General features: G+C 71.8%; 19 protein-coding genes and 1 tRNA gene. 6 read left to right on the top strand and 14 right to left on the bottom strand.

Features of this window, described 5'->3' with window-relative positions:
* Positions 1 to 125: 125 nt before the first annotated feature.
* The 4 genes from N5875_RS22895 to N5875_RS22880 all read right to left on the bottom strand — a co-directional run bounded on the left by N5875_RS22895 (position 126) and on the right by N5875_RS22880 (position 3,836).
* Entirely contained in the window at positions 126 to 311 is a 186-nt protein-coding gene (locus N5875_RS22895) for a hypothetical protein (protein ID WP_318210850.1), read from the bottom strand.
* 167 nt (positions 312 to 478) lie between these two features.
* A complete protein-coding gene (locus tag N5875_RS22890) occupies positions 479 to 1,369 on the bottom strand; it encodes an SDR family oxidoreductase (protein WP_338495630.1) in 891 nt (296 codons plus the stop codon).
* Positions 1,366 to 2,271, bottom strand: a complete 906-nt coding sequence (locus tag N5875_RS22885; protein WP_338495629.1) for an alpha/beta hydrolase — start codon at positions 2,269 to 2,271, stop codon at positions 1,366 to 1,368. Before N5875_RS22885 ends, N5875_RS22890 begins: the two co-directional genes overlap by 4 nt.
* The gene (locus tag N5875_RS22880; protein ID WP_338495628.1) at positions 2,268 to 3,836 is read right to left on the bottom strand and encodes an NAD(P)/FAD-dependent oxidoreductase; all 1,569 of its coding nucleotides are present in this window, start codon (positions 3,834 to 3,836) and stop codon (positions 2,268 to 2,270) included. Before N5875_RS22880 ends, N5875_RS22885 begins: the two co-directional genes overlap by 4 nt.
* A gap of 266 nt (positions 3,837 to 4,102) precedes the next feature.
* Between N5875_RS22880 and N5875_RS22875 the strand changes: the two genes are divergently transcribed.
* On the top strand, positions 4,103 to 4,735 hold the full coding sequence (locus tag N5875_RS22875; protein WP_318210953.1) for a MerR family transcriptional regulator: 633 nt from the start codon (positions 4,103 to 4,105) through the stop codon (positions 4,733 to 4,735).
* Here N5875_RS22875 and N5875_RS22870 read toward each other — a convergent pair.
* The 3 genes from N5875_RS22870 to N5875_RS22860 all read right to left on the bottom strand — a co-directional run bounded on the left by N5875_RS22870 (position 4,732) and on the right by N5875_RS22860 (position 6,973).
* Complete coding sequence (locus N5875_RS22870; protein WP_338495626.1) at positions 4,732 to 5,535, bottom strand: exodeoxyribonuclease III; 804 nt, start codon at positions 5,533 to 5,535, stop codon at positions 4,732 to 4,734. The genes N5875_RS22875 and N5875_RS22870 overlap by 4 nt on opposite strands.
* Positions 5,536 to 5,697: 162 nt before the next feature.
* The gene (locus N5875_RS22865; RefSeq protein WP_318210845.1) at positions 5,698 to 6,012 is read right to left on the bottom strand and encodes a 4a-hydroxytetrahydrobiopterin dehydratase; all 315 of its coding nucleotides are present in this window, start codon (positions 6,010 to 6,012) and stop codon (positions 5,698 to 5,700) included.
* Position 6,013: 1 nt separating this feature from the next.
* On the bottom strand, positions 6,014 to 6,973 hold the full coding sequence (locus N5875_RS22860; RefSeq protein ID WP_338495624.1) for a Twin-arginine translocation pathway signal: 960 nt from the start codon (positions 6,971 to 6,973) through the stop codon (positions 6,014 to 6,016).
* Positions 6,974 to 7,425: 452 nt separating this feature from the next.
* Between N5875_RS22860 and N5875_RS22855 the strand changes: the two genes are divergently transcribed.
* From N5875_RS22855 to N5875_RS22840, 4 genes are all read left to right on the top strand, one after another.
* Positions 7,426 to 7,887 (top strand): DUF6415 family natural product biosynthesis protein, encoded by a 462-nt coding sequence (locus N5875_RS22855; RefSeq protein WP_318210843.1) that lies wholly within the window; start codon positions 7,426 to 7,428, stop codon positions 7,885 to 7,887.
* A 142-nt stretch (positions 7,888 to 8,029) separates the two neighbouring features.
* A complete protein-coding gene (locus N5875_RS22850) occupies positions 8,030 to 8,563 on the top strand; it encodes a hypothetical protein (protein ID WP_338495621.1) in 534 nt (177 codons plus the stop codon).
* Positions 8,564 to 8,595: 32 nt separating this feature from the next.
* Complete coding sequence (locus N5875_RS22845) at positions 8,596 to 8,802, top strand: hypothetical protein (protein ID WP_318210841.1); 207 nt, start codon at positions 8,596 to 8,598, stop codon at positions 8,800 to 8,802.
* 197 nt (positions 8,803 to 8,999) lie between these two features.
* Positions 9,000 to 9,479, top strand: a complete 480-nt coding sequence (locus N5875_RS22840; RefSeq protein WP_318210840.1) for a GNAT family N-acetyltransferase — start codon at positions 9,000 to 9,002, stop codon at positions 9,477 to 9,479.
* A gap of 101 nt (positions 9,480 to 9,580) precedes the next feature.
* On the opposite strand, the gene N5875_RS22835 is transcribed toward N5875_RS22840, so the two are convergent.
* The 7 genes from N5875_RS22835 to galU all read right to left on the bottom strand — a co-directional run bounded on the left by N5875_RS22835 (position 9,581) and on the right by galU (position 14,969).
* Positions 9,581 to 9,654, bottom strand: a tRNA-Ala gene (locus N5875_RS22835).
* Positions 9,655 to 9,748: 94 nt separating this feature from the next.
* Positions 9,749 to 10,801, bottom strand: coding sequence for a gephyrin-like molybdotransferase receptor GlpR (gene glpR / locus N5875_RS22830; RefSeq protein WP_338495619.1), 1,053 nt, complete (start codon positions 10,799 to 10,801; stop codon positions 9,749 to 9,751).
* 137 nt (positions 10,802 to 10,938) lie between these two features.
* Positions 10,939 to 11,550, bottom strand: a complete 612-nt coding sequence (locus tag N5875_RS22825; RefSeq protein ID WP_338495617.1) for a GNAT family protein — start codon at positions 11,548 to 11,550, stop codon at positions 10,939 to 10,941.
* Entirely contained in the window at positions 11,547 to 12,125 is a 579-nt protein-coding gene (locus N5875_RS22820; protein ID WP_338495615.1) for a MogA/MoaB family molybdenum cofactor biosynthesis protein, read from the bottom strand. The genes N5875_RS22825 and N5875_RS22820 overlap by 4 nt, the downstream gene beginning before the upstream one ends.
* Positions 12,122 to 12,607 carry a cyclic pyranopterin monophosphate synthase MoaC gene (moaC, locus tag N5875_RS22815; RefSeq protein WP_030315498.1) on the bottom strand — a complete coding sequence of 162 codons (486 nt, stop codon included), beginning with the start codon at positions 12,605 to 12,607 and terminating at the stop codon, positions 12,122 to 12,124. The genes N5875_RS22820 and moaC overlap by 4 nt, the downstream gene beginning before the upstream one ends.
* Positions 12,608 to 12,664: 57 nt before the next feature.
* Positions 12,665 to 13,966, bottom strand: a complete 1,302-nt coding sequence (gene glp, locus N5875_RS22810) for a gephyrin-like molybdotransferase Glp (protein WP_318210951.1) — start codon at positions 13,964 to 13,966, stop codon at positions 12,665 to 12,667.
* A 91-nt stretch (positions 13,967 to 14,057) separates the two neighbouring features.
* On the bottom strand, positions 14,058 to 14,969 hold the full coding sequence (gene galU / locus N5875_RS22805) for a UTP--glucose-1-phosphate uridylyltransferase GalU (protein ID WP_338495613.1): 912 nt from the start codon (positions 14,967 to 14,969) through the stop codon (positions 14,058 to 14,060).
* 104 nt (positions 14,970 to 15,073) lie between these two features.
* Between galU and N5875_RS22800 the strand changes: the two genes are divergently transcribed.
* Positions 15,074 to 15,667, top strand: coding sequence for a 5-formyltetrahydrofolate cyclo-ligase (locus N5875_RS22800; protein ID WP_318210836.1), 594 nt, complete (start codon positions 15,074 to 15,076; stop codon positions 15,665 to 15,667).
* The last annotated feature ends 31 nt before the right edge of the window (positions 15,668 to 15,698 follow it).

The raw sequence follows: 15,698 nt of genomic DNA, 5'->3' as shown, positions 1-15,698 counted from the left end.
CGGTGCGTACGACTTTTCGGCCCGTCGTGATCACGCACAGGGTCACAAGGTCACGGGGAACGCGCGGAGGCGCACCCGGTCAACCGGGTGCGCCTCCTCGACACAGCATGCGAAGGACGAACGCGTCAGGCGTCGTAGTCCTGGTCCATGCGGTCCTGGGCATCCTGCTGGGCCCTGCGCGTCTCGTCGTCGGTGCGGCCGCGGCCCTGGGACGCGCGCTCGGACGCCTCGTCCTTCGCCTTGCCCATGGCCTGCTTGGCCTGCTGCTTCAGCTGCTCCGACTTGTCCTTGAACTGTTCTGCCTTACCCATGAAGGTTCACTCCTAGAAGGGTGTGAGGGGGGCCGGGGCGGTGTGCCCCTTCGGCCTCGCTCAGCCTCGCACGAGCGAACATTCCGCGCATTTCGATCAGTTACGGATCGTTACGGACAGCGGCTGCGCGACGGGGTCCCCTCCCTCGGCGCGGCCCCCCGGCCCCGTCAGCGCGCCGCCGAACCGCCCGTCCGCGCCTCCTCGTCGGCGGCGCCGCCCGCGCCCACCAGCCCCTTCGAGACCGAGCCGAGACGCGGCTCGAAGCGCCTCATCTCGCGCTGCCCGACGGTCGCGATCATCCCCGGCAGATAGCCGCGGACCGACTGCATCCCGCGCAGCCACCACTGCGCGTAGACGTGCGGGGAGCGGCGCTCGATGCCCGCGACGATCCGGTCGACGGCCGGGCCGAGGGGGTACGTACGGTTCGCCGGCCACGGCAGCCGCTGGCGCAGCTCCCGCATCACGTCGTCCTCGTCGGCGCCCCGCACCATGTCCGTGTCGGTCCAGGAGAGGTACCCGACGCCGACCTTCACGCCCTTGTACGCGACCTCGGCGCGCAGGCTGTGCGCGAAGGCCTCGACGCCCGACTTGGAGGCGCAGTAGGCCGTCATCATCGGGGCGGGGGTCAGCGCGGCGAGGGAGGCGATCTGGAGGAAGTACCCCCGCGACTCCATGAGGACCGGCAGGAACGCCCGTCCCGTCACCGCGCCGCCGATCAGGTTGACCTCGATGACCCGCCGCCAGGCGCCCGGGTCGGACTCGGCGAACGGACCGCCCGCCGCGACACCGGCGTTGGCGACGACGATGTCGACCTTCCCGAACCGTTCCTTCACCTCGGCCGCCACCTTGGCCATCGCCTCGTGGTCGGTGACGTCGGCGTGCCACCAGTCGGCCTCGGTGTGCAGCCGCCCGGCGACCTCCTTGAGCTGCTCCGGCTCCAGGCCGACGAGCGCGATCCGCGCCCCGCGCGCGGACAGCTTGCGGGCGAGGAGCTCCCCGACGCCGCGGGCGCCTCCGGTGACGACCGCGACCTGTCCTTCCAGGCTCACCCGGCTCATGCCTTCTCCTTCGCTTCCAGGTACGTGTCGGTCAGTTCACGGATCCGCGCGGTGACGGCCTCGGGGGCCTCCACCGGTGTCATATGACCCATACCCTCCAGTTCGAGCAGCCCCACGCACTGCGGAAGCGCCTCGGCCATGGCGCGGGAGTGGACGGGCGGGGTGAGCCGGTCGGCGGTGCCGACGATGACAGCGACGGGCAGGTCGAGCGCCCGCAGGCCCGCCTCCAGGTCGAGTTCGGAGAGGACCCTGGACCAGCCGACGCGGGCCCCGCGCGGGCAGGCGTGCACGATCCGGGCGCAGACGTCCACCCGCTCGGGCGCCGAACCGGGGCCCATCGTCGCGTACTTGAGGACCTTCTTCGAGACGGCGTTGACGGGCCCGAGCGGCGCCTTCGCACCGAGGACACCCCGGGTCAGCCGGGTGCGTCGGCCGCTCGGCCGGCCCGGGACGACGGTGGCCTCGGCGGTGAGCCGCGAGGGCCCGGTGGAGCAGAGCAGCGCGGCCGCCGCGTGTTCCCGGAAGCCGGGCCGGTCGGCCGCCGCCATGAGGGTCATGCCGCCCATCGAGTGACCGGCGAGGACGGCCTTCTCGCCGGGGGCGAGGGTGCTCGCGAGGACCGCTTCGAGGTCGTCGGCGAGCGCCCGGGTGGCGTATCCGGCGGGCCCCGCGGGGGCCGGGGACCGGCCGTGGCCGCGCTGGTCGTAGGCGATGACCTGGTGGTCGGCGGCGAGGGCCCGTATCTGCTCGGCCCAGAAGGCGATCGAGCAGGTCCACCCATGGGCGAGGACGACGACGGGCGCGCCCTCGGGGCCGTACACCTCGACGTGGATCCGGGCGCCGTCGGCGGAGACGGCGGTGAGCTCGCGGGACGAGGTCAGCGAGGTCAGGTGCCGGCTCACTTGGCGGCCTCCTTCTTGCGGGAGGCGGTACGGGACTTCGCGGCGGCGGTCTCCACGGCGGCGGTCTCCACGGCCTTCACGGCCTTCACGGGCTTGGGCGCGCGGATGACCTCGTACTCGGAGAGGTCGACCTGCCGGGTCTCGCGCCGGAACTCGCCGGTGGTACCCGGCCACAGCGTGGTGTTGCGCCCGTTGGCGTCGAGGTACCAGCTCTCGCAGCCGCCCGCCTTCCAGACCGTGCGCTCCATCCGGGCCTGCACCTTGCGGTTCCAGGCGCCGACGGCGGAGGGCCGGACCGCGAGGGCGGCGCGCCCTCCCAGCACGTCGAGCTGGCGGAGGTAGTCGGCCATGTAGTTCAGCTGGGACTCGATCATCAGGATCATCGAGGAGTTCCCGAGGCCCGTGTTGGGGCCGATGACCGTCATGAAGTTGGGGAATCCGGCGGCGGTGGCGCCGCGCAGCGCCTCCATGCCGCCCTTCCAGGACTCGGCGAGCGTCTTGCCCTCGGCGCCGACGACCCGCTCGGCGATCGGCATGTCGGTGACGTGGAAGCCGGTGCCGAAGATGATCGCGTCGACCTCGGTCTCGGTGCCGTCGGCGGCGACCACGGTCGAGCCGCGGACCTCGCGCAGGCCGGAGGCGACGACGTCGACGTTGGGCTGCGCGATCGCCGGGTAGTACGTGCTGGAGAGCAGGATGCGCTTGCAGCCGATGCGGTACGAGGGCGTCAGCTTGGCCCGCAGGACCGGGTCCTTCACGGCCTTGGCGATATTGGCCTTGGCGAGCTTCTCGATGAGCCCGAGCTCGTTCGGGTGCTTGGTGAAGGCGCCGACCTGGAGTTCGCGGATGCCCCAGAGGAGGCCACGGCGCAGGGTGCCGGTGACGGGCAGGGCGCGGTGGAGCCAGCGCTCGGGGCCGCTGATGGCCCGGTCCATGCGGCGCATGACCCACGGGGGCGTCCGCTGGAAGAGGGTCAGCTTCCCGACCCGCGGCTGGATCGCGGGCACGATCTGGATGGCGGAGGCGCCGGTGCCGATCATGGCGACGCGCTTGCCGGTGAGGTCGTAGTCGTGGTCCCAGCGGGCCGAGTGGAAGACCTTGCCGGGGAAGTCGGCGATCCCGGGGATGTCCGGGATCTTGGGGTCGGAGAGCGGCCCGGTCGCGGAGACGACGACCTCGGCGCTGAACGAACCCTCGCTGGTCTCGATCTCCCAGCGGAGCGCCTCGGCGTCCCACTCCATCCGCACGACCTCGTGGTTCAGTCGCAGGTGGGGGCGGATCCCGAACGTGTCCGTGACATGCTCCAGGTACGCGCGGATGTGACGCTGTCCGGAGAAGGTCCGCGGCCAGTCGGGGTTTGGCGCGAAGGAGAAGGAGTAGAGGTGGGAGGGGACGTCGCAGGCGCAGCCGGGGTAGCTGTTGTCCCGCCACGTGCCGCCCACGGAGTCGGCCCGCTCCAGGACCACGAAGTCGGTGATCCCCTCGCGGCGCAGCCGGACGGCGGCGCCGAGGCCACCGAATCCCGATCCGATCACCGCCACACGTACGTGCTCGTGCTTCGCCATGCCGCCTCCCGCGTGCCCGGCCAATCACGCCAGCAATCACTGGCACAGTCGGGACTGTAGAGCAGCTCCATACCGAGCGGTAGGGGTCGGGCAAGGGAAAGTTACCGGCGGTACAACATAGGCTGGCGTGCGTGGCTGAAGGATCAGGCGAAGGATCGGGACCCGGTACGGGCGCGGGCACGAGCGCGCACGAAGACGTCCGTACGCCCGAAGACGTCCGCACACCCGATGACGTCCGCACACCCGAGGGCGTACGCGAGTACCGCATGGAAGAGCTGGCGTCCGCAGCCGGCATCACCGTGCGCACCCTGCGCTTCTACCGCGAGCGCGGCCTGATCCCCCCGCCCCGCCGCGAGGGCCGGATCGCCTGGTACGACGAACACCACCTGGCCCGGCTGCGCACCATCGCCGCCCTCCTGGAGCGCGGCCACACCCTCAACGGCATCGCCGACCTCACCACCGCCTTCGAGAGCGGCCGCAACGTCCGCGAGGTCCTCGCCCTCGGCGCCCCCAGCGAGGAGGAGCCGATCCGCCTCACCCCCGAGGAACTCGCCGACCACTTCGCGGGCGAGGTCACCCCCGAGAACCTCGCGGCCGCGCTCGACCTCGGCTACCTCGTCACCGACGGCGAGGAGATCATCCACATCAGCCGCCGCCTGCTCGACGTCTCCGCCGCGTTCGTCCGCGAGGGCGTCCCGCTCGCCGAGGTCCTCAAGGCCGGCGCCCGCGTCCGCGAGCACGCCGACGCCCTCGCCGAACTCTTCACCGACCTGCTGCGCACCCACGCGGCCGAGGACGACCTGTGGCGGCTGCGCCCGCTCGCGAAGAGCGTGGTGGAGGCGGAACTGTCGATGGCACTGGACCGCCGCCTGAGTTCCCCACCCCCACCGACTCCCTAGAGGTCGTAGACGGCGGTCACGGGCGCGTGGTCGCTCCACCGCTCGGCATGGGTGGCGGCCCGCTCGACGTACCCCTTGACGGCCTTGGCGGCGAGCCCGGGGGTGGCGATCTGGTAGTCGATCCGCCAGCCGGTGTCGTTGTCGAAGGCGCGGCCGCGGTAGGACCACCAGGAGTAGGGCCCCTCCTGCTCGGGGTGGAGCGCGCGCACGACGTCGACGTACCCGCCGTCCCCCTCGTCGAGCACCCGCCCGAGCCACTCCCGCTCCTCGGGGAGGAAGCCGGCGTTCTTCTTGTTGGCCTTCCAGTTCTTGAGGTCGGCCTCCTGGTGGGCGATGTTCCAGTCGCCGCAGACGACGACCTCGCGCCCGTCGGCGGCGGCCCGGGTCCTGAGCTCCTTCAGGTACGGCAGGAACTCCCCCATGAACCGGTACTTCTCGTCCTGGCGCTCGGTGCCGACCTCGCCGGAGGGCAGGTAGAGGCTGGCGACGGTGACGCCGGGCAGGTCGGCCTCCACGTACCGGCCGCTGCCGTCGAACTCGCTCGACCCGAACCCGACGCGCACCCGGTCGGGCTCACGGCGCGTGTAGAGCGAGACCCCGGCGCGCCCCTTGGCGGCGGCGGGCGCATGGACGGTGAACCACCCCTCGGGCGCCCGCACCTCCACCGGCAGCTGCGCCTCCTCGGCGCGCACCTCCTGGAGACAGACGGCATCGGCGGAGGTCCCACCGAGCCACTCGACGAACCCCTTCTTCGCGGCGGCACGGAGACCATTGACATTCACGGACGTCACTGTGTACAAAACATGCCCTTTCGGGGCGGGAGAGCATCAGGTCCAAGGGTCAGGCTCCCATACCGGGTGCACCGTGCCACGGTCCCGCCCTCCGACCCCCACGTGAGCGGACTCGGCACGGGACCTGCCGCAGGAGGCCCTTGCCCTCACCGTCGCTTTGTCGGTTCCAGGTCAGTCGAGCGGGAGTGCCTGATGCGCGGCAACGATGGCGTCGATTCGGCGGGCGAGGTCAAAATCCGCCTCGGTCAGCCGGTAGTCGGCGTCGTGCGTGGTGATGGTCGCCCGCAGGTGATCCATGCGCAGGTCGAGGTCCGCGTGGTGTTGCACCCGGCGGGATCGGTCCGCGATCGTCACGATCGCCGCTACCGCCGCGTGGTACCGAATGGGGTACGTGCGGGTGATCTCGTCGCCCTGGCGCTCCCACCCCGGCAGCCCAGCCAGTCGCTCCGCGATCTCCTCGTCGGACAGCGGTACCGGAACACCCATGTCAGCTCCCCTCGGTCACGGGCGCCAGGGCCTCGGCAAGGTCCCGGCCCACCGGCGCATCCTGCCACGGCTGCATCGCCCGCTCCAGGGCCGTCAGTTCACGCCGCATACGCGCCGAGCCCGTCTCCACCGCGATCACAGCGACGTCGCGGGCGATCTCGACCGCCTGCTCCGGCTCCCGTGCGGTCGCCGCCGCCGTTGCATGCCGGGCCATGTACACGCCGCGGTCCCGCCGCGCGGTGGCCGGTACGACTTCAAGCACCTGCGACCACAGTCCGCTCGCCTCAGCGCCGAGCCCGAGGCGCCCGTAGCAGGTGGCGCGCTGCACCTCCAGGTAGCCGGGCGTCCTCCGGCAGGCGTTACCCCAAGGCAGATCGTCGTCGACCCGGGGCAGGATTCGCCCGGCCTCGTCGATGAGCCGGTCGACCGTGTCCCGGTCGCGAAGGAGGCTGGCGCCGTGGGCCTGCTGCTGCATCGCCATGACCCGGATCTTCGGCACGATCTGGTCGTCGTCGAGGGCGGCCTCGCAGAGGTCGACGACGCCGGCCCCGTCGCCGAGGTCGGTGCGGACCTGCGCCGAGTTGACCATGGCGTAGCCGATGAGGTGCGGGTCGCGGGCGCGGAGCGCTGTCTCCTGGGTGACGCCCCTCCAGAATGCGGCCGCGGAGAGGTCGCCGGCGTCCTGATAGAGCCAACCGACCAGCGCGGCGTACGCGGCCCCGACCCGGAGGAGGCCGCGGCGGGTCTCGCCGGTCGCGGACCGCGTGAGCTTGTCGATGAGCTGATACTGCGGGCCCAACGTTCCGATGAGGTCGTGCGGGCCGAGGAGCATGTCGGCTCGGTAGTGTCCCTCCAGCTGGGACTGGAAGTAGTCGACGAGGGCGGGGTCCACTGTCTGCTGCGCGAGCGGCCCGGGGACAAGGGCCGCAGCGGTGATGTCGAGGAACTGCGCGTTCTGCATCGTGGTCTCTTCGCGGTGCTCAGGCCGGACCCAACCCGGCGGAACGGTGAATCCGAGATCCTCCGGCCAGCGCCCGAGCGCGTCGTGAAGGACGAGCGCAGTTTCCTCCGGTGGCCAGCCTGGTTCAGGGCCCTCCCACCGGCGCCAAGTCCTCGGCGACACAGTGAAGTGGCTGTCATCGAGCAGGCTCTGTCCGTGGGCTTGGAGCGCTTCGGCGGCGGCGTTGGCTGACCTCCAACCGCGCTTCAGCCGCGCGGCGCGGAGAGCCTCGTTACGGCTCATGCCGTCAGTGTGGGGTGTCAACGCGGTCCCCTGGGGCCGTGGCCGCGACGTGGCCATGCGTGGCCACTCGATGGCCTATCTGCTCGGTGCGGTGCTCCCACATCATCAGCTGTAGGTGACCCGGGCGTACCGCGAACTGCGGCATTGCCCACGGACGGACGGAGCAGCCGATGCGGGAACGGGCCGAACAGAACGGTGCACTGGGGGAGTGCACCGTAGATCTGGGAACCGCGCTCCTCCAGATCGTCACGCCGATTGAGGAGCACGCCGAGGACGCCGCCCTCGCCGCCATCCGCCGGGCCCTCACGATGCAACAGAACCCCGCTCCTCTGGAACTCGCCCGACTGACGGACGCGCTCCTGGCGCACTGCGCGAACCTCGCCGAGGGCATCGAGGCAATCCCCGCGGAACGGCGCCCGGTGCGCGGGGAGGGCGCCCTGCGGGACTGGGCCACGCTCCAGGCCGACGGGCCCGGCGACGGCCCCCTCGGCCCGTGGTCGTACGCCCGGCAGCTCGCCATGGTCGCCCGCAGCATGATCACGGCGCTGCGCGATCACCGCGCGGCGACAGAGGCACGCGCGCCCTACGTCGGCCGCCCGGACCTGCCCCCGCTCACGCCGACCGCCCCGTGAGGGAGTGGCAGCGGCAGGCGATCTACTGCCTGATCGCCCTCGGCATGCTCGCCGCCCTCGCCCTCGGCATCACCCACTGACTCCCGCCCCACACGGGGCGGGTCCACGCACCATCGGCAATCCACCAACCCGGAGGAAACCCATGGCCTGCACAAACGGCAACCCGACGCCCTGCTCGTCCAGCCTCGAGCCGCCCGGCAACCCGCCCGGCGCCCGATCCTTGCTGGGCGAGGCGTACTTCGCCGGCGCGACGCAAACGGTCCTCGACGACCACCCCGGCATGGACTCCACGATGGCCGAGCGTGTCGTCATCGAGGCCGCGAAGTTCGTGCACGCCGCGTCGCTCTTCCCGACGGCACGCATCTCCCCCACCGGCGAGGTGGACGCGGGCTGGCACGCCCTCATCCTCCACACGCACCCGTACGCGGCCCTGTGCAACCTCCTCGGCCGCTTCGTCCACCACTACCCCGAGCGCCCCGACGCGGCCCGCCACGACCCGGACGTCATCACCCGCACCATTGCCCTCATCGAACAGGCCGGCTACACCCCCGACGCTGAACTCTGGACCGGCCGCGTCGGGGAGCTGGTCGGGGTGATCAGGCACACCCCGCCCGGCGGCTGCGGCCCGATCAACCCCGGCAACTGCGCGACCCACGGTGGCGGCGGAGACGAATAGGCTCGACGCCCCACCGACGCAAGGAGAGCGCCATGGACGCCAGCGCCGTCTCGTCACTGCACGACTCGATGCGGAAGTACGGAATCCCCGGGGACCTCCAGCCGGAGGACCCGAAGAATCCGGCTGGCCCCTGGCGGGTGGTCGACCCAGCCGGCCGGGACATCACCGACGCGACGCTCGCCGCCGTGGCTGCTGCCGAGCGCAGGCGGCCCGAGCGCGGGTTCATCATCACGGGCTAGCCATCCAAAGATCGCCCCGGGCCTGCACCCGCCTCTTCGTGCGGTGCGCTGACGGCCCCGCCCCTCACTCAGAGGGTCGCGGCCGTCAGGTTCCCCTGATCATGGGCGGAACGTTTTGCACACGTTGTTCGATGTCACAGTGAGCATCCCGGGAGAATACCGACACCACAGCAGTGCATACATGTACGATATTCCGCATGAACATCCAGCCCACGCCTTACGACCACCCCCACGCCGTCACACTCAACGACGCGGTCCAGGCGGAGTACGCCGTCCGCTACGGCGACGAGGGCGATGCCACACCGCTGGACGCCGGGATGTTCGTCCCTCCCCAGGGCCTCTACCTGCTCGCCTACGACCCCGCCGGCAAGCCGGTCGCCACCGGCGGCTGGCGCACCCAGGACAAGAACGACGAGGGCTACGAGAACGGCGACGCCGAACTCAAGCGCATGTACGTGATTCCCGAGGCCCGCGGCCTGGGCCTGGCGCGTCGCATCCTGTCCGCCCTGGAGTCCGACGCCCGCGAGGCCGGCCGCACCCGCATGGTCCTGGAGACGGGCACGGCCCAGCCGGAGGCGATAGCCCTCTACACGTCGAGCGGCTACGAACCGTGCTCCAAGTTCGGCATGTACCGCGACCACGACAACAGCCGCTGCTTCGCCAAGCCGCTGACCTGAGGACTCCGGGAGGCACCCCCAAGGGGGCGCCTCTCCATGGCACTTCCGGAAACGCAGGAATCCCGCCCGATCTTTCGATCGGACGGGATTCCCGTTGTCTGTGGACCTGTGGGGATTTGAACCCCAGACCCCCTCGATGCGAACGAGGTGCGCTACCAGACTGCGCCACAGGCCCTTGCGACGTGTGAAACATTAGCATCCCGACCGGCCCAGGCAAAAATCCATTCCCTCGCAGGTCAGCCGGGGGCCGTCGCGGGCCCCCGGGGAGGTCATTCGTTGGCCGCCCGGGGGCGGTCGTCGTCCGCGTACTGGTCGAAGAGCGGGGTGCGGCCGTGATCGCGGTTGCGGCGGGGCGGGGTGGTGCGCTGGCGGGGGGCCGGGGACGGGGTGGGGGCCGGGTCGGCCGCCGTGGAGGAGCGCGCCGCGCTCCAGGTCTCCGGATCCGTGATGTCGATGCCGCTCGTGGCGCGCGGGGCGACCGGGGCGGTGACGTAGGTGGGGAGCGGGACCGGGACCGGGTCCCAGCTGTCGCCGCGGGCCGGGCCGCGCTCGCGCTGCTGGTCGACCCACTCCGCGTGGTCGGTCTGCTCGACCAGGGCGCGCCGGTCCGCCTCCTGCGGGGAGGGGCCCGGAGCGGACTCGGGCGACGGCTCGGGCGTGGGCGCCGGACGGCGGCTCTCGCGCAGCCGCGCCGCCGCCGCTTCCGCGCGCCGCCGGTCCATCACGTACACGAAGCGGCGGCGTTCCTGGACCCGCAGGTGCACGATGTACGCGCTGAGGAGCAGCGCGGGCACGGCCGGCACCCACAGGAAGGCGACCCCGCCGACGGCGGCGACGACCGCGCCGAGGGTGAAGCCGGCGAAGAGCAGCGTCGTGGTGCGGCGGCGGCGGGCGAGGACCTTGCCGCGGCGGGCGCGCTCGGCCGCCGCGCCCGTGGCGGGGCGGGCCGGCGCCGGGGCGGGGCTCGGCGCGGGGTTCGCGGCGGGTTGCGGCGCCGGTTCCCGTTCGGGGAGTTCCAGGCGCGCTTCCGTTCTGGCCGCGGGCGCGGAAAACGCCCGGACGTCGACCGAGCTCAAATGCTCGGTTTCCACGTCCGGGTCCACGTCGGGCGTCGGACCCTCCGCCGTACGGTCCCGCTCCTTGAGCTCCTTGGCATATCGGCGCTCCATGCCCGCCCGTCCGGAAAGCAGCCGGATGGCGGTGCTGAAGCGTTCCGTCGGACGGGCTTCGTTCAGCTCGTCCTGCCTGCGGAGCCACATCGGTACCAAGTAGGCGGCCCAGGCCCCGACGATGACTGCGTAGATGAGGCCGCTGCTGCTCACGCCTCACACGGTAGAGGGGTTCGCGCGACGGCATCGGCCAATTGGCCCGGTGTGTCGCACGATCTGGCTGATATCACTGAACTTTTTTGTGATTGTTCAGATCGATTGACTGCCGACTACCGATTGAATTCGAACACTTATTTTATTCTCGCCCGATGCCAGCGGCGCAGCAGCCCCTCCGGCACCTCCTCCGCCGTCAGCGCGAAGACCAGATGGTCCCGCCACGCGCCGTCGATGTGGAGGTAGCGGGGCCGCAGCCCCTCCTCGCGGAACCCGAGTTTCTCGACGACCCGGCGCGAAGGTCCGTTCTCCGGACGGATGCACACCTCCATCCGGTGCAGACCCACCACACGGAAGCAGTGGTCGACCGCCAGCGCGACCGCCGTCGGCATGACACCGCGGCCGGCCACCTCGCTGTCCACCCAGTAGCCCACGTGCCCGGAGCACATCGAGCCCCAGGTGATGCCCGCGACCGTCAACTGCCCGACCAGCCGCCCCCGGTACTCGATCACGAACGGCAGCATCCGCCCGGCGTTCGCCTCCGACCGCAGATGGCGGACCATCTGACGGTACGTCGGCCGCTGCGCCACCGGCCCGCCGGGAGAGGGCGGCGGAACCGTCGCCTCCCAGGGCCGCAGCCACTCCCGGTTGCGCCGGTTCACCTCGCGCCAGGCCGCGTGGTCACGCATCTTTATCGGACGGAGCAGCACCTCTCCGTCCACGAGGACGACCGGCCAGGTCGGGATCACGACGGTCTCGGGTGGTCGCCACCGCGGATCTGGTCGACGGCGTGGCGCAGGATCGGCTCCAGGACGGTCAGCCCGTCCCGTACGCCGCCGGACGACCCGGGCAGGTTCACGATCAGCGTGCTGCCCGCGACCCCCGCGAGGCCCCGCGAGAGCGCCGCCGTCGGCACCTTCTCCCGGCCGTACGCCCGGATCGCCTCCGGGATGCCCGGGATCTCCCGCTCCAGGACCCGGCGGGTCACCTCGGGCGTCTCGTCGGTGGGCGAGATGCCCGTACCGCCGGTCGTGACGATCAGGTCGTACCCGGCGGCGATCCCGGCACGCAGGGCGGCCTCGACCGGCGCCCCGTCCGGGACGACCTGGGGGCCTTCCACGGCGAAGCGCATCCGGGTCAGCCCCTCGGCGATCATCGGGCCGCCCTTGTCCTCGTACACCCCGGCCGACGCCCGGTTCGAGGCCGTCACGACGAGGGCGCGGTAGGCCGCCGCCGGAACCTCCTCGGTACCGCCGGACGGCTCCTCGTGCTCGTGCTCGTGCTCGTGCTCGTGGACGCCCGACACCCGGCCCCCGCGCGTCACGACTCGCCCCGTGTCCAGTGGCCCGACTTTCCGCCCGTCTTCTCCTCCACCCGTACGTCGGAGATGACCGCGCCCTTGTCGACCGCCTTCACCATGTCGACCACTGTCAGGGCCGCCACCGAGACCGCCGTCAGGGCCTCCATCTCCACGCCCGTGCGGTCCGTGGTCTTCACCGTCGCCAGGATCTCGACCGCGTCGTCGGTGACCGCCAGGTCCAGGGTCACGCCAGAGACGGCCAGCGGGTGGCAGAGCGGGATGAGGTCCGGGGTCTTCTTGGCGCCCATGATCCCGGCGATCCGGGCCGTGGCGAGCGCGTCGCCCTTCGGGACGCCCTCGCCGCGCAGCAGCTCGATCACGCGCGGCGAGACGAGGACCCGCCCGCTGGCCCGCGCCGTGCGGGACGTGACGTCCTTCGCGGAGACGTCGACCATGCGGGCCGCGCCCGCCTCGTCGATGTGGGTGAGACCTTGCTGCGTGCTCATCGCCGTGACACTCCCGGTCGCTGTGTGGGACGACACCGTACCCCCACCCTCGCCCCCTCAGCCGAGGAGGACCACTTCCAGCTCGGCGCCCGGCTCCACGCTCTCCGTCTCCTCCGGGACCACAAGCAGGCAGTCCGCGTGCGCGAGGGCCGCGATCAGATGGGAGCCCGCGCCGCCCACCGGAGTGACGGTGCCCGCCTCCGGGTCGTACGTCCCCCGGAGGAACTGCCTCCGCCCGGCGGGCGAGGACAGCGCCCTGTCGGCGGCCAGCTCGGCCCGCACCCGGGGCCGATGCAGATCCTCGACGCCCATCAGGGCCCGGATCGCCGGCCGGACGAACAGCTCGAAGGAGACGTACGAGGAGACCGGGTTGCCCGGCAGGGCGAGCAGCGGGATCTGCTCGGCGCCGATCGCGCCGAAGCCCTGCGGCTTGCCCGGCTGCATCGCCAGCTTGCGGAAGTCGACCTGCCCGTCGGCGGTCAGCGCCTCCTTCACCACGTCGTACGCGCCGACGCTCACCCCGCCCGTGGTCACGATCAGATCGGCCCGGATGAGCTGGTCCTCGATGGTGGCGCGCAGCGACTCGGCGTCGTCGGCGACGGCCCCCACCCGGTACGCGAGCGCGCCCGCGTCCCTGGCGGCCGCGGCGAGCGCGAAGCTGTTGGAGTCGTGGATCTGGCCCTCGCCCAGCGGCTCGCCGGGCTGGACCAGCTCACTGCCGGTGGACATGACGACCACGCGCGGGCGGGGCCGGACCCGGACGGTGCCGCGGCCGATCGCGGCGAGCAGCCCGATCTGCGGCGGCCCGAGCACCGTGCCGGCCGACAGGGCCAGCTCCCCGGCCCGCACGTCGCTCCCCCGCTCGCGGACATGGGCGCCGGCCTCCGCGGCACGGTGCACCCGGACCTCGCCGGACGCGCCCTCGGGGGCGGCGCTCGCGGCGGTCATGCCGGTGGCCGCGCCCCCGCCCGTACCGCCGTCGGTCCACTCGACCGGGACGACGGCCTCGGCGCCGGGCGGCAGCGGGGCGCCGGTCATGATCCGGGCGGCCTGGCCGGGGCCGACCTCGGGCAGGCCGTCGGCGCCCGCCGCGACGTCGCCGACGACGGTGAGGACGGCGGGGAACTCCTCGGTGGCACCGGCGACATCGGCGACCCGGACCGCGTACCCGTCCATGGAGCTGTTGTCGAAGGGCGGCAGCGCGACAGGCACCGTCACATCCTCGACGAGGACACAGCCCTGCGCGTCGAGGAGTTGCAGCTCGATGGGTTCGAGCGGGCCGACCGTCGCGAGGATGTCGGCCAGGTGCTCGTCCACCGACCACAGCCCGCGCGCGGGCCCCGCGCAGGGGTCGACCACCTTCTCCTCGTCGCCCTGGCCGTGATCGCCGTGGTCGCCGTGGTCATGGTCGTCGTGGGACGGCGACGGTGCCGCGCTGCTGCTCAAGGTGCTACATCTCCTCGCTGACGTATCTCCGGAGCCAGGCCCGGAAGTTCGGTCCCAGATCTTCACGTTCGCACGCGAGTCTGACAATGGCACGCAGATAGTCACCGCGGTCACCGGTGTCATAACGGCGCCCCTTGAAGACGACACCGTGCACCGGGCCGCCGATCTTCTCGTCCGAGGCGAGCTTCTGCAGGGCGTCCGTCAGCTGGATCTCCCCGCCGCGGCCCGGCTCGGTCTCCCGCAGCGTCTCGAAGACGGCCGGATCCAGCACATAGCGGCCGATGATCGCGTAGTTGCTGGGCGCCTCGTCCGCGTCCGGCTTCTCGACCAGGTCCGTCACCTTCACGACGTCCGCGTCGACGGTCGCCTCGACCGCCGCGCAGCCGTACAGATGGATCTGCGAGGGGTCGACCTCCATGAGGGCGATCACACTGCCGCCCTCCCGCTCCTGGACCTCCACCATCCGCGCGAGCAGCGGGTCGCGCGGGTCGATCAGGTCGTCGCCGAGGAGCACCGCGAAGGGCTGGTCACCGACGTGCGGGGCGGCGCAGAGCACGGCGTGGCCGAGGCCGCGCGGGGCGCCCTGGCGCACGTAGTGCATGGTGGCGAGGTCGCTGGACTCCTGGACCTTGGAGAGGCGTTCGGCGTCGCCCTTCCGGGACAGGGCCTCCTCCAGCTCGTAGTTCCGGTCGAAGTGGTCCTCCAGGGGACGCTTGTTCCGGCCGGTGATCATCAGGACGTCGGAGAGGCCGGCCGCGACGGCCTCCTCGACGACGTACTGGATGGCCGGCTTGTCGACGACCGGCAGCATCTCCTTGGGCGTCGCCTTGGTCGCCGGGAGGAAGCGGGTGCCGAGGCCGGCGGCCGGGATGACAGCCTTGCTGATCCGGCCGAGCCTGGGGAGCGAGTGATTCATGCGGTGCACTTTAGTCGTTCGGAATGAGAGAAAGATGTGGATCCGATCAACTTCCTCCGGATAAAGACAGTTACGAGAGTTTAGTGAATTCGCATGGGGCCGAGATGACACCTGAGATGTCCGAAAAGACCGTGCTGCGCAGTCGACTTCTGGGCTTCCGCGCCGCGCTGAGCACCGATTCCCTGGCCCGTGCGGCCGAATCCCTCGCCCGGTGGGGACTGGAACTCGCCGAACTGGCGGAGGCGTCCACCGTCGCCGCCTATGTGTCCGTGGGCCGCGAGCCGGGCACGCGCGCGTTGCTCGACGCGCTCCACGCGCGCGGGGTGCGGGTCCTGCTCCCGGTGCTGCTCCCCGACAACGACCTGGACTGGGCGGCGTACGAGGGTCCGGAGCGGCTGGTGAAGGCCGGTCGGGGTCTGCTCGAACCGATGGGGCCCCGGCTCGGCCCCGAGGCCGTGTGCGCCGCCGACGCCGTCCTGCTGCCGGGCCTCGCGGTCGACGGGCGCGGGATGCGGCTCGGCCGGGGCGGTGGCTCGTACGACCGGGTGCTCGCCCGGCTCACGCGCGCGGGTGCCGATCCGGCGCTCGTGGTGCTCCTCTACGCGGACGAGGTGGTCGCGCGGGTCCCGGAGGAACCGCACGACCACCCCGTGCACGCGGTGGTGACCCCGGAGGGAGTCACCCGTTTCCGGTCCTGATCAGGGCTTCGGATCCGGCCCTGATCAGGGT

This window comes from Streptomyces sp. SJL17-4 (assembly GCF_036826855.1).
Classification (GTDB): domain Bacteria; phylum Actinomycetota; class Actinomycetes; order Streptomycetales; family Streptomycetaceae; genus Streptomyces.
Note: the sequence above shows the minus strand (reverse complement) of the source record. Positions and strands in the feature narration are given on the sequence as shown.